General features: G+C 38.0%; 12 protein-coding genes. All 12 read right to left on the bottom strand.

What is annotated here, in order from left to right:
- Positions 1–229: 229 nt before the first annotated feature.
- Entirely contained in the window at positions 230–1,036 is an 807-nt protein-coding gene (locus tag GJU39_RS19090; RefSeq protein ID WP_154282601.1) for a PRTRC system ThiF family protein, read from the bottom strand.
- The gene (locus GJU39_RS19085) at positions 1,036–1,758 is read right to left on the bottom strand and encodes a PRTRC system protein B (RefSeq protein WP_154282600.1); all 723 of its coding nucleotides are present in this window, start codon (positions 1,756–1,758) and stop codon (positions 1,036–1,038) included. The genes GJU39_RS19090 and GJU39_RS19085 overlap by 1 nt, the downstream gene beginning before the upstream one ends.
- Entirely contained in the window at positions 1,755–2,930 is a 1,176-nt protein-coding gene (locus tag GJU39_RS19080; RefSeq protein ID WP_154282599.1) for a hypothetical protein, read from the bottom strand. The genes GJU39_RS19085 and GJU39_RS19080 overlap by 4 nt, the downstream gene beginning before the upstream one ends.
- 17 nt (positions 2,931–2,947) lie before the next feature.
- Positions 2,948–3,166, bottom strand: coding sequence for a PRTRC system protein C (locus GJU39_RS19075; protein WP_154282598.1), 219 nt, complete (start codon positions 3,164–3,166; stop codon positions 2,948–2,950).
- A gap of 17 nt (positions 3,167–3,183) precedes the next feature.
- The gene (locus GJU39_RS19070) at positions 3,184–3,795 is read right to left on the bottom strand and encodes a PRTRC system protein E (protein WP_154282597.1); all 612 of its coding nucleotides are present in this window, start codon (positions 3,793–3,795) and stop codon (positions 3,184–3,186) included.
- 11 nt (positions 3,796–3,806) lie between these two features.
- Positions 3,807–4,001, bottom strand: a complete 195-nt coding sequence (locus GJU39_RS19065; protein ID WP_154282596.1) for a hypothetical protein — start codon at positions 3,999–4,001, stop codon at positions 3,807–3,809.
- Between the two features lie 48 nt (positions 4,002–4,049).
- Complete coding sequence (locus GJU39_RS19060; protein WP_154282595.1) at positions 4,050–5,123, bottom strand: DUF932 domain-containing protein; 1,074 nt, start codon at positions 5,121–5,123, stop codon at positions 4,050–4,052.
- A 43-nt stretch (positions 5,124–5,166) separates the two neighbouring features.
- Positions 5,167–5,559 (bottom strand): single-stranded DNA-binding protein, encoded by a 393-nt coding sequence (locus GJU39_RS19055; protein ID WP_154282594.1) that lies wholly within the window; start codon positions 5,557–5,559, stop codon positions 5,167–5,169.
- Positions 5,560–6,218: 659 nt separating this feature from the next.
- Positions 6,219–7,469 carry a site-specific integrase gene (locus GJU39_RS19050; RefSeq protein WP_154282593.1) on the bottom strand — a complete coding sequence of 417 codons (1,251 nt, stop codon included), beginning with the start codon at positions 7,467–7,469 and terminating at the stop codon, positions 6,219–6,221.
- 1,214 nt (positions 7,470–8,683) lie between these two features.
- Positions 8,684–9,925, bottom strand: coding sequence for a 2-oxoglutarate dehydrogenase complex dihydrolipoyllysine-residue succinyltransferase (odhB, locus tag GJU39_RS19045; RefSeq protein ID WP_154282592.1), 1,242 nt, complete (start codon positions 9,923–9,925; stop codon positions 8,684–8,686).
- Between the two features lie 107 nt (positions 9,926–10,032).
- Positions 10,033–12,831 carry a 2-oxoglutarate dehydrogenase E1 component gene (locus tag GJU39_RS19040; protein ID WP_154282591.1) on the bottom strand — a complete coding sequence of 933 codons (2,799 nt, stop codon included), beginning with the start codon at positions 12,829–12,831 and terminating at the stop codon, positions 10,033–10,035.
- A 183-nt stretch (positions 12,832–13,014) separates the two neighbouring features.
- Positions 13,015–14,304 carry a DASH family cryptochrome gene (locus GJU39_RS19035; RefSeq protein WP_154282590.1) on the bottom strand — a complete coding sequence of 430 codons (1,290 nt, stop codon included), beginning with the start codon at positions 14,302–14,304 and terminating at the stop codon, positions 13,015–13,017.
- Between the last annotated feature and the right edge of the window lie 40 nt (positions 14,305–14,344).

Here is a 14,344-nt window from a genome sequence, read left to right as displayed (position 1 = left end):
GGACCTTATTAAATTAACTCGGCTAAGGGGGGCTTTTTAAAGTGGTGAAGAGGGGTCAATTTGAAGCGGTTTATCCACCACGCAATAAAAACTCAACCTGTTTGGTAAAATGTAAGGAAAGGGAATTGTGGAATGGTGCATTTTGACAAAGTGGTTGCACCTAATTAAATGCAAAAATGCGTTTCCGACCGTAGCGAGGAATTGCATTTTTGCCACCCGATTTCTCGGGTTAGGCAACTTTTATCGGGTGGGTATTAAAATCTTTCAGATTATGGAAAAAACCTCTGTATTCCGTCATTCCATTGCGGAACAAATTCCAAAGCAAAGAACAGCCCATTTGTGCCAACGACGAATTAATAAATAAATCCTGTTTTTCCAATGCTTCAGCTAAACTGCAACTTGGCATGTCGTCTTGTTCTTCAGACTGTTTTAAAAGTTCGCCAAATTCATCGGTAATAAATGGCAGGCTTGCCACCGTTTCATACTTTTCTGATTTGGTTTGTTTGATTTCTCCAATAGTAGATAGTAGCACTTGCCCTATATGCTGGCTATTGCCAAAATCTAACCAATAACGTGGGCGGTTGGAATAGGCTTTACGGTTTTTCAGCATTTTTAAAATGTCCGCAATCTCAAATCTTGCTTTTACGCTATCTACACAAGAAATATAAATATTAGCCAGTGCATTTTCGGGCAATTTATCCAAACGGTCTTTTTCAAACTTTACTGTTTCAGCTTTCCAGTTTGTCCCTGAAAATCGGTTGGCTCGGTTGATTAATGCAACGGATTTGTACAATCCTATTTCACATTCTGCGAAACGCTGTCTTCCTAAATTGGCATTCGTAATTACATCATCATCCCAAAGGCGGATTTGTAATCCTGCGTGTCCCAACTCAATTAAACTGTGGTTCATTTCCATCAATGCAGTCAAAACCTTTGAGCCTGTGCCACCTGCACCAATTAAATTTACTAAAATCGGATTGGTCGGATTGATTAAATCGCTATCCGTAAAATGTATTTTTTGTTTAGCTAAATTCATCACAATAGATTTTTAAGTGTTTTGTTATTCGGTTTCAATACCTCTTTCGGGAAGGCTTTATCTGAACCAATTAGGTCTTTCCAAACGGTTACACAATTTCCGTTTATCGGATTGTAATTTCCCAATAAATGACTGAAATAGCTGTTGAAAAAATAGTTTTCCCAAGCTTGTATAAATTCCTCCACGGATGCCGAATTTTGAATATCAATATTTACCGTTCCCATACACACGTTGCCGTTTTCATACACATTGAAAAATGGTGCGTAATGCAAAAGCGTTTTTTCTGTGGGTCTTCTATCGTTTGCCAAAGCAAATACTGAAAGGCTGTTTTTGTTAGCAAACCAAAGCATTGACGGTACTTGTGCTTTTCCATTCGGAATACCCAAACCATTTACAAAATACAGTTGCCTTTGCTGTGCTTTGGTGTACCAAAGTACCGTGCCTTTTTCACTCGGATTAATGTGCAGAATGTTAGTCGGCAAAATTCCTTTAGGTTTTAAAAAAGCTTTGTTCTTTTCTTCGTCGGTCTGTAATGATTTTGCCAATACATTGGCTTCTTTTACCGTCAAAGGATGCGCATTTATTGGATTTCCATTTCTGCCCATATCGAAATGCTCCACATACATATCGGCATTTGCTCCTGTGGTTTCATAAAAAACCAAGGCAGATTTCGGGTGGTACAATGTCCCGAAGTTTTGGCTTATGTCGTTTAGATTGTTCATTTTGTTGTCGTTTTATATTCATATAATAAACCGCATAAATCGTTTAGTATTGGAAATATACGGTTCTCAAAATCAAGGTTACTTGCAATTATTTCGCTTCCGTCAAAACGTTTGGAAATTGTAGGTTCTGCCATTGCTCCATACTCATTAAATTCATTGTTAATGCTATCCGAAAGACTTTCACACAACCAACCTTTGGTGTCTGCTACAAATGAAATGTACTTTTCCATTCCAATGGTTTCATTGTCATAATCATCATTGTAAGGGTCTTGCTCGGAAATGGGTGCATTTCTAAAAATGTTTGTTGTTGGATATTCCGTAAAAAGCTCAAAAGCTTTACAAGCCAATTGCCAACATTCTTGGTCAAATTCATCAAGGATTTTGAAGTTGTTTAAACGCTGTTTAAATAGTTGTAAATTGATACGATTGAATAGTTTCTGTTCTAATTTGTCGCCAATTTGTTCTGCTTGCCTTAACTCGCTTTTGTATTTCTCAGTTTCGTCCGTTTCATCATCCTGTTCCACCCAGTCGGTCATCATTTCATACATCCAATATAAATAGCTGTTTTCTTTTCTGTAATATGGTATATCGGCAATGTGATATAGATAACTGCAAACCGAAACCAATAATTGAGCGGTTTTTTTATGCTTCGGGTTATTGAGCATTTCAAAGAGCGGAACGATGGGGATATAATACAAAGTCGTTCTTGTGTCGCACCGTTCCTCACTTACAAAAAAAATTTTCTTACTATCTTGTACCAATCGTAAACTATCCCAATTTGCATTGGTGCTTTTTAACTTGGCTTCTATATCCCACATCGCCAAAGTTATATTGTAAGGATAGCCGTAAATCTGTGTCTGCATTGGTTCAATGCCGTAATGCTCGGCAAGTTTGGAAAGGGATTGATAAAAATCCCTCTCCGTTTTTGCTGTTTTCTTACAAACCTGTAAAGATTGTTTCGTTTTCAGTTTTGGCAGAAATACCGACTTTAAAAAACCATTGGCAACATTGCTATTGGTACGGCTTTCCGCTTGTCTTTCTGTATTTCGTTTGTATCTTTTGGTCTTTGCATCCATTGTGCGAACCCGTTTAACTGTCGGTGCAATTGTCGTTGTCGTTTCTGTTCGGATTTGCGGATAATTCCCGATATTATATGTGGTTGCATAATTCATCTTTTTACAATTTTGGTTTAACCTTTTGTACCCATTACGCTCTCAAATTTGTACTCTACGGCATCGTCTTTTATTTGCGGTGCAGATATTTTTGCCGTTGTCAAAATCGGGTACATATTGGCGTAAAAATTCATCACGGCTTCCACACTCCAACGTGGTTCGGGGTCGGTTAACTTCATGTCTTGTCCTTTATCTTTGAGTATGAAAACTCGCTGTAATTGCGTTGCTAATAACATAATTTTGAAATTTTAGGTTAATAATTTTGTTCGTCCTCGTATGTTTCATCAATAGGATAATCATCCAAAACCTTTTCCTCTTGCTGTGGTTCGGGTTTTTCTACTTCCGTTTCTCCAAAAAGGCTCGGTGTTGCAAACTTGTCAGATAGTACATTTTTACGTTTGCGTATCTCGTCTGCTTTTTCGGGAAACTCTGTTATATCGGGTACTTTCATCCACGCTTCACGGAATTTGCATTCCTTCTCCAATTCATCAGCTTTTGCCATTCCGTCTTTGAACTTCTTGTCTTTGGCTTCCTGCTCTTTCTTCTGTTTATCGGCTTTTTCTTTCTCCATAGCCGACTGTTTTTTGACTTCCTCCAATTGTTTTAGGAATTTTTCCATATCCACCATTAAACCGGAAACGGTTTGGATAGGTGCAGTTATTTGCTCAAAAAATCCATCATCAAACTCCTGCGGTGTAGCGTTAAATGTCAATGGCGGAATTAGGTTTTTGGCGTTATCTCCGCATTGTTCGTTGTTGAGCATTACCGATACGATTAGGTTATTTTCTGCGCCTTTTGAAATGTTCAGTTGTAATACTCCTGTAAAGCCCAACTGTGCTATCTGATTGAAAAAATTAGTATTCATTGCTGTAAAATTTAAAATGTTTTTAATTGCGTTTTGATTGCTATTAGTTTCTCGTACATATCCGACCAATAGGTTTTTTGTCTTTTGTCAAACTCCGAAAAACCTTTATCCTTATGCCTGTATTCCTTGTATTCTGCTGTTATTCGAATAGCTTCTTCAAGGTCTGTTACTTCAATTTGGCAACCATTTAAATCTGTTACTTTCATAGTTGTTTTAGTAGGCTACCACGGTTTAAGACGGTAGCCTACGGATATTTAATTAAGGTTTAAGATTTCCGAACCGTCCATTGCAAAGGCAGTACATAATTCAAATGCTTTCTGTGATTTGAGTTGAGCAGTACCACCCAATACAATACTCTGCAACTTGGCTTCATCGTTTTTGTAATTGCGTACATTCTGATAGTAGCCTGTTACGGCATTGTATGCCCCGAACAAAGTGCCTTTGGTGGTTTCCATTTGTTGGGTATCGCTTACCATAGCATAGGCAAAAGCATCTTCAACTGTGTTTTTGAACACGGTAGAAATTTCATCTTCAGCACCTTTTTTGATAAGGTCAAACGTTTCCTTATTTGGGCAAAGTGCCAATTGGATTAGCTTTCTTACTTCTCGGTCTGTTACTTTTACTTTTGCCCACTCGTTGAAAATTCCCTCTAATTGGTTACTCAATGTGTCCGCCAATCCCATAATCTTGTGGGCGTTCTCAATACGCTGTTTCGCTCCCGAAGTGTGTTTGATACGCACAACGTTGGTCATACTTTTCAATGAAGCGTTAAGCGTATTTTGACACACAATTCTGATAGGCGTGAATGCAGCCGTGATGCTTCCGCTACCATCGTGCGAAGTGGTTAGAAAGATGTATTTTTCTGTTAGATCATCGCCATTACCTACACGGATATAATCGGGTAGTTTGGCTGTGATGAAAATGCGTTCTCCGTTGCCTAATGCTCCTGCGGTTTCATATAAAATACCGTTGCCACCGCCTACAATAGCATCAAAAAAATTAAAGGCTTCACGGTTTTGTACGATATGATAGTCTTTACCAACTACACCCAATACAGTATTGTTATCGGTGCGTATGTTGGAGAAATAGTTAGGGACTTCCAATTCACTACTGCCTATTTCTATGCCTTGTACAGTTTCGATAATGCCCGAACCTTTTGTAAATAGTGGTGCTTTTACCACTTCGTAGTCTAACCCTGCGTGTTTGATAGCTTCCTCGCTCGTTGGGTATTGCTCTACGATTTGACCCAAACCGTGCCACGCTTTTTGTTGTACGCTAAAGAATGAATAACGTCCTGTTCTCTCGTTGAAATTGATATTATGTGCCATAATGCTAAATATTTGATGTTAAAAAATGTTTGAATACTCGTTGTTAAAATGGAAGGTCGTCTTCTGTTCCCTGTGCTTTAACCATACTATTTTCAGCTTGTGCTGTAGCCTGTAAAGTTTCTGTTTTCTTGCTACCTCCGTGCAGTTTGATTTGTGAGGTATGGAAATTAAGTCCTGCTCTTGCTTCTCCGTCATTACCTGTCCACGCTCTTGTGCTTACCCTGCCTGATAGTTCTACCAATGTGCCTTTTGTTAGGATTTTGGCAACGTTAGGGGTTATCCAATAGGAGCAATCGAAATAGGTTGTCTGCTCTATGCGTTCGCCCTGTTTGTTACGGTAGCTGTCGTTGATTGCTACTGAAAAGTTTACTACTTCTTTTTGCTGTGACGTTGTGCGTACCTCCGCATCTCTCGTCAATCGTCCTGTAATGTTCATAGTTTCTATTTTTTGCGTTATTGATTTTGTTCTGATTTTACTTTTTTTGATTTATTCGGTAATGAGAGGAGGTGCTGAAGTTTCGTTTCTCTTTTACCATTTCTAATGCTGTATTTTTTCATTTCTGACATTTTTTTTATTCGTTTAAAGAGCCGGAGTATGCTTTGTTTCGTTTCACGAGCATAAAAGGTTCGTGTTTAGCAACAGCAAGGTTTTGACAAAAAATACGACCCGAATGGGTGGAGATTTTTTTGGCAAACCCGCAGGGCTTGACCTTGATGTTGCGTTAAGAACACGGAAATACCTTTGCTCTTGAAATGGGACAAAAAAGCATACTGGCTCTTGGATAAAAACCTATGTGGAGGCCAATGGAAAAGGCATTAAGAAATGGTCTATGTGATTACAAATCCAGAATTTATCTGACAGAATTTTAACGATTTTTAAGTGTTTGTGGCTATGAAAGCCACCAAAAGGATATTGGAAAATATTGGTTGGGATTTGCCTTGAATTTTCCGATATTTTTTCAGTATATCCAACCAAAGCTCTTTTATACGAAGGGGATGAGGAAAGTAAATAAATGTGCTTTGGGGATAAAAAGTATGGGCATTAAAAAAGCAGGATCGTTAAATCCTGCTTACTATTAATTGTTATTGTAAATATCAAATGGTTTCAATAAAAGCTTCTTCCATTGCCTTAAATTTATGTGATATCAAATCCATATCTTTGCTAATCTTCTGGCTGGTTATCTTGGCATAAATCTGTGTAGTTGAAATATTTTTATGTCCCATCATCTTGCTGAGGCTTTCAAGTGGTACGCCTTCCGTCAAAAACATAGTGCCAAAAGTATGCCTTGCAGTGTGAAAAGTTATTTTTTGCTCAGTAACAATTTCTACTTTTTCAATCAATTTACCTATGTGAGTATTACAGGTCATATTGCTTGGTACGGGAAAAATAAAATCGTTCTGGGTAATACCCGCATATTTTTCGATTATTCGCTTAGGAATTTCCATTAATCTTACATTTGAAGCAACACCAGATTTTTGCCTACGGCTTATAATCCACTCATGGCCATCAAAGAAAGATTGAATATTACTCTTCTTTAGTTTTTTGATATCGATATAAGCTAATCCAGTGAAACAGCTAAAAATGAAAAGATCTTTTACAAGCTCATATTTTTCTTTTGTAGGTGTATGGAAAAGAAGGGTTTCTACATGTTCTTTCAATAAATAGCTTCGATCATTTTCCTTCATAGAAATCTCATAGTCTTCAAATGGATTTCTTCTGATAAGTCCATTCTTGATTGCAATTTCTGCCACACGATACAAAGGCATTGTATAAACCCAAACGGTATTATGTGTACAGCCTTTATCCACCCGCAAAAACAAATCAAATTCCCTGATAAAGTCACTGGTCAATTCTCTAAATGCCATATCGTCTCTATAATACCGGCAAGTGATAAATTCCTTGAGGTGATTATAGACAATTTTGTATTTGTAATACGTACTTTGTGAGCGTTCTCCTTTAGAAACCATTTTTTCGAAATCTTCATTGTTTTTCTTAAAGATGTTTAGCAGAGAGTCTTCCATAACACCAACGCCTAAAAACGTAAGTTTTACTTTTTGTGCAGTTGCAAAGCCTTCATCTTTGAGCATCTCATCATAAATCTTATTGATGCGTACACGGATTTTATCCAATTTCTGGTTGGTGCTTAATGCCAAGCTACTCTTGCCCAATACACGACCGTGTTTTAAATCCCAGCTATTGGGATCAATTTCTAGTTTGGTTCCAAATGTTTTAGGGCTTCCGTCGATGGTAATCCGTCCCATAACTGGTACATTACCGTTCTTTTTTGGTTCATTTTTCTTCAAGTAAAGCAATAACTTAAAGGTGGATCTTTTCATTGTCTCCATAACTCAATTGTTTAATGTTTAAAATTAACTATCAATGAGTTACAAGGAACTATGAAAAAGATTGCAAAAGATTGAATTATAGTCTTTTATTTAAATCATTACCAGACTAAACTGGTAATGATTTAGTAACCTAACCTTGTCTTTTTAAGTCCAAAACCTGTCGTACACCGACCTTCAACTTTGTCCTACCATTTTATAAACCTCTGTACAGTAATGATTTTAACCGTTTTGCTTACTTTTGCTTTTTAATAATCTTTTTTTTGAAAAAAAACTGGGTTTAATCCAAGGCTAAAAAGACTCCAATCCTGAAATACGATATAATCAATTAAGATTTCCTATTAAGTATGCCTCATGAAATAGCCTTGGGCTTAAGCCCAAGGCTAAAAAAGCCTCCAATCATAAAATCCGAGATTGAATCAATTAAGATCTCCCTGTAAAGTGTACTTCATGAAATAGCCTTGGGTTTAATCCAAGGCTAAAAAGCCTCCAATCATGAAATCCGAAATTGAATCAATTAAGATTTCCCTTTAAATTGTACTTCATGAAATAGCCTTGGGTTTAATCCAAGGCTAAAAAGCCTCCAATCATAAATCCGAAATTGAATCAATTAAAATCTCCCTGTAAAGTGTGCCTCATGAAATAGCCTTGGGCTTTAAGCCCAAGGCTAAAAAGCCTCCAATCATAAAATCCGAGATTGAATCAATTAAGATCTCCCTGTAAAGTGTGCCTCATGAAATAGCCTTGACCTTAAGCCCAAGGCTAAAAAAAAGCCTCCAATCCTGAAATCCGATATAATCAATTAAGATCTCCCTGTAAAGTGTGCCTCATGAAATAGCCTTGACCTTAAGCCCAAGGCTAAAAAGCCTCCAATCATGAAATCCGAGATTGAATCAATTAAGATCTCCCTGTAAAGTGTGCTTCATGAAATAGCCTTGGGCTTTAAGCCTAAGGCTAAAAAAAAGACTCCAATTTTGAAATACGATATAATCAATTAAGATTTCCTATAAAGTGTGCCTCATGAAATAGCCTTGGGCTTAAGCCCAAGGCTAAAAAAAAGCCTCCAATCATAAAATCCGAGATTGAATCAATTAAAATCCCTGTAAAGTGTGCCTCATGAAATAGCCTTGGGCTTAAGCCCAGGGCTAAAAAAAAGCCTCCGATCTTTTCAATCGGAGGCTCCTCATATATCAAAGTCCCCTTAGGGGATTTAGGAGTTAAACACCCAATAATAATCTAGCTGGATCTTCTAATAATTGTTTCACACGAACCAGGAAACCTACCGACTCACGTCCGTCGATAATTCTGTGGTCATATGATAATGCAACATACATCATCGGACGAATCACTACTTCACCTTTCTCGGCTACCGGACGCTCAACAATGTTATGCATACCCAAAATAGCCGATTGTGGCGCATTAATAATCGGCGTAGACATCATTGAACCGAATACTCCACCATTCGTAATGGTAAATGTTCCGCCAGTCATCTCTTCGATTGTTAGTTTGCTATCACGTGCTTTTAATGCCAATGTTAAAACAGATTTTTCAATTTCAGCAAGTGTCATGCCTTCTGCATTACGAATTACCGGAACAACCAATCCTTTCGGAGCAGAAACTGCAATAGAGATATCAGCGAAATCATTATAGATTAATTCTTCACCTTCAATACGACCATTTACAGCAGGAAATTCTTTCAATGCTACAGTAACTGCTTTGGTAAAGAAACTCATAAAGCCTAAGCCAACACCGAATTTTTCTTTAAACTGATCTTTATATTTACCGCGTAAATCCATAATCGGCTTCATGTTAACCTCATTAAAGGTTGTTAACATGGCAGTTTCATTTTTAACGGCAACTAAACGTTTTGCAACAGTTCTACGTAATGGAGACATTTTCTCACGACGTTCAGCACGTGCACCTGCCGGAGCAGCAGCAACCGGGGCAGCAGCTGGTTTCGGCGCCTCTGGTTTTTTAGCAGCTTCTGCTTTTACAGCATCGTCTTTAGTAATGCGACCATCAACACCTGTTCCTTTTACAGCAGAAGATTCAATTCCTTTTTCTGAAAGGATTTTCCCTGCGGCAGGAGAAGGTGTACCAGTAGCATAAGAGTCTTTAGTGGCAACTTCCTGGTCTTGGGGTTTAGCCGTTTCAGCTACAGGAGCTGAAGCCTGGGCATCTGATTGTGAACTCGGAGCATCCACCTTAGGAGTAGCAGCTGCACCGCCATCTTCAATATTACAAACTACTGCGCCAATGGCTAATGTATCGCCTTCAGCGGCTATGGTTCTTAAAGTTCCAGCTTGCTCTGCAGTTAATTCAAAAGTAGCCTTGTCTGATTCTAACTCAGCAATCACTTCGTCCATCTCAACTACATCGCCATCTTTTTTTAACCATTGTGATAAAACAACTTCCGTTATCGACTCACCAACTGGTGGAACTTTGATCTCTAAACTCATATTTTTAAAATTGTAATGTTTGTTGTTATATGTTTTAAGACTGCAAAGCTGAGGCATTTTGGATCTATAAACCCACTACCCTAAACCCTGAAACCCTTTATCTAAAATTAATCAGCTTCTGCTAACTTCTTACTTGCTTTCTTAGCGGCATCTTTCACTTCTTCTTCTTTAATCGAAACTTCTAAAGCTTTAGCTAAGATATAAGCTTGCTGGTTGGCATGTTGTTTTGCGAAACCTGTTGCAGTACTGCTGCTTTCTTTTCTGGAAATTACATCGATACCTTTTAAGCCTGTTTTATATAATTTGCGGAATAAATACGGCCATGCACCCATATTTTCCGGCTCTTCCTGTACCCAGAAAATTTCAGCAGCATTTTTGTATTTGGCTTTAATTGCTTCCATCTGATCAACCGGAGTTGGATATAATTGCTCAACCCGAACAACAGCAACATGTTTTACCTGATCTGATTGTTGTTTCTCCAATAATTCGTAATATATTTTTCCACTACAGAAAACGATCCGGGTTACCTCGTCAACGTTAACATTTACATCGTCAATTACTTCTTTAAAACCACCCTCTGTAAATTCTTCTAATTTAGAAACACAGGCAGGGTGACGCAATAAACTTTTCGGCGTAAATACGACCAAAGGCTTACGGAAATCTCGCTTAAACTGGCGACGTAATACATGGAAGAAGTTAGCGGGTGTTGAACAATTTACAACCTGCATGTTGTAATCTGCACAAAGTTCCATAAAACGCTCAATACGTGCTGAAGAGTGTTCCGGACCCTGACCTTCGTAACCATGAGGTAATAACAGTACCAAACCGTTTTCACGTTGCCATTTAGTCTCTGCACTTGCAATATACTGATCTACTACAATTTGTGCTCCATTGAAGAAGTCACCAAATTGCGCTTCCCAGATGGTTAAAGCGTTGGGATTTGCCATGGCATAACCATATTCAAAACCTAAAACTCCATATTCTGATAAATGAGAATTGTAAATATCGAATGGTGCCTGCTGCTCAGAAATGTTTGCTAACGGCACATATTCCTCCTCACTATCTTCTAATGTTAAAACAGCATGACGGTGAGAGAAAGTACCACGTTCTACATCCTGGCCACTTAAACGAATTCTTTTGCCTTCTGACAATAAAGTGCCATAAGCCAGTTGCTCGCCCATTGCCCAGTCAAAAATATTCGTATCGTTTACCATTTTGGTACGCTCTGTAAATAATTTTTCAATTTTTTTGAAAAACTTTTTATCAGATGGTAAAGTGGTAATACGCTTACCAATTTCCAATAAAGTAGATTTTTTCACAGCCGTTACCGGAGAAGTCTCAAAATCTTTCGGCGTAGCCATCCGCAAATCTGCCCAGGCACCGCCAAATTTAACTTCATCTTTACTCGCTACAAAATCTTTGGCTTCGTTTAAGCGTTCCTGTAAAATTCCACGGAAATCTTTTTCCATTTCTTTTGCAAGGCCCGCTTCCAATTTACCTTCTTTGGTTAATTGCTCGATATATATTTCCCTTGGATTAGGGTGTTTTTCAATTGTTTTATATAATAAAGGCTGCGTGAATTTAGGTTCATCTGCCTCATTATGCCCAAATCGGCGATAGCATAAAATATCAATGAAAACATCATTTTTATACTTCTGGCGATATTCCATTGCCAGATTAATGGCATAAACCAAAGCTTCAGGATCATCACCATTTACGTGGAAAACCGGAGATAAAGTTACTTTAGCAATATCTGTACAATAGGTACTGGTACGCGCATCTTTATAGTTGGTAGTGAAACCGATCTGGTTATTAATCACCAGGTGAATGGTTCCACCAGTTTTATAACCTTCAAGGCCTGCCATTTGAATTACTTCATACACAATCCCCTGACCAGCAACAGACGCATCACCATGAATTAAAATTGGTGCTAAACGGCTGTTATCGCCACCATATTTAAAATCAATTTTCGAACGGCTCATGCCTTCAACCACACCATCAACTGTTTCCAGGTGAGAAGGATTTGGACAAAGACTTAAGTGAACGCTCTTACCGGCAACAGTGGTTACATCTGTAGAATAGCCTAAGTGATATTTTACATCACCTCCATAAGGCGTATCAGGATTGTAGCTCTTACCTTCAAACTCCGCGAAAATATCTTTGTAAGTTTTCTGCATGATGTTCGCCAGTACGTTTAAACGACCGCGATGTGCCATACCAATTACAAATTCCTCGATTCCTAAATCAGCGCCTTTTTCAATTACCGAATCTAATGCAGGAATTAAAGCCTCTGCACCTTCTAAAGAAAAACGCTTTTGGCCTAAGAATTTCGTACCCAGGAAATTTTCAAAACTTACAGCTTCATTTAATTTTCTAAGAATACGTTTTTTCTCGTCGATAGAGAAACTTGCCGTATTGCGGGTACTTTCCATTTTCTGCTGAATCCAGTTCAACACTTCAGGAGTACGTAAAAATTTATATTCTGCTCCGATTGAGCTCGTGTAAGTCTGTTTCAGGAAAGCAACAATATCTTTCAATTTTGCTGCACCAATTCCAATCTCCACTCCGGAATTAAAAACAGTTTCTAAATCGGCATCAGAAAGGCCAAAATTTGAAAGGTCTAAACTTGGCAAGTGTTTGCGTCTTTCGCGAACCGGATTGGTGTGTGTAAATAAGTGACCACGGCTTCTATATCCGTCAATCAGGTTTAAAACACTAACCTCTTTTAAAAATTGTTCCGGAGTTTCTACATTCGCAGCTGAAGCTTCAGAACCTCTTCCAAAATCAAAACCTTCAAAAAATTTTTGCCAACCAAACTCAACTGATTCAGGATCTTGCTGATACGACTGATATAAAGAATCTACATATTCGGCGTTTGCGCCGTTGAGATAAGATAAACTATCCATTATTAACTGTTTACTATAAGCATTACAAAATTAGAATTTTACCTTATATAAACGGCAAAAAACTGTATTAAAATAAGATTTTTTGAATTATAGAACCATTATCAATAAACGAGTGATTTTTGGTTGAATGAATTATTAATTGATAGTATCAAAAAGCAAGCCATTCTATCATTCAAAATTCTCTCAGTCAATCATTTGTTCAGGAAGCCAGATTAAGGCATAATTTCCTTTCGGATCGAGATTTTTAATGTTTTTATCGATATCGAATACATTTTTCGTTTTTTGGTCATTGCCAACACCTGCAATATTAGCCCAATTCCCCCAGGTACTTGCCGGATTGTAATCAATCAGCTTTTCTTCAAAATAAGCCGCGCCAAAAATCCAGCTAACTTCCAGGTTATTGACCAGATATAAAGCGGCCGTTTGACGTGCAATGTTCGATATAAATCCAGTCTGATTTAATTCGGTCATCACTGCATCAACCACAGCAAATCCGGTTTGTGCATTTTTCCACTTGCTGAAATTCTCTTGCTCGTTTTCAATATCCACTAAGCCCTGGCTGCCGAAACCGTCAGGATGGAAAAAAGTATTGCCGTATTTTTTGAACATAAAACGGAAATAATCTCTCCATAGCAAACCCAATAGAATATGGTTAAACATGGCCTTCGTATTTGGCATTCCTTCCATTTTCTTAATTTCCCAATACACTTTACGCGGAGAAAGACAACCCATTGCCAACCAGGCAGAAAGTTTAGAAACAAGAATTAAATTTTTAGTAGTAGCGGCTTGCTGCATGGCAACAATTACTTTCTGTAAATGGGCTAAACCTTCGGCTTCGCCGCCCACAAATTCGAAATCCGACCTTTCGTCCTTTTGCTGTGGAACCAGGTTTAATTCTGGTAAAGATGGTAGCGTGCCCCAATCAATTACTTCTGCGACATTGATGCGATCTGGAGCAGGAAAACAAGGTTTTATAATGGAATCGCGCTCAATTTTCTTCTTAAATTGATTAAAAGCATCCGGAATATCTTTGATAGGAAAAGGTAAATCTTCTTTATTATATAAGGTATGGCCAATAAAGTGCTTAAGATTAACCCGTAATTTCCAGAGTGCATTTTCTACCAAAGCAGATACATGCGTTTCTTCCCGCGCCACTTCACGGTGATGATATACTTCTGTAATTTCATATTCCTGAATCAGCTGCGGAATAATTTCCTCCGGATTTCCTGTTGCAATTAATAAATTACCTCCAATTTGCTTGAAACCACTCCTTAACCCTACCACACTTTCAAATAAAAATTGCGTCCTGACGCTACCGGTTTTCAATGTTCCATACTTGGTTTCCTCAAACTGGCGGGGATCTAAAATATAAACAGGTAAAATTGAATCTGACTTAGCAATTGCCTCCACCAACATTTCATTGTCGTGCAACCGGAGGTCATTTCTAAACCATACTAAAATTTTTTTAGACATCTTTTATCGGAAAAGGGATTTAAGAGAGTAAGTACAAATT

This window comes from Pedobacter petrophilus, assembly GCF_009674725.1.
In the GTDB taxonomy this organism is placed as follows: domain Bacteria; phylum Bacteroidota; class Bacteroidia; order Sphingobacteriales; family Sphingobacteriaceae; genus Pedobacter; species Pedobacter petrophilus.
This window is presented reverse-complemented; position numbering and strand designations above follow the sequence as displayed.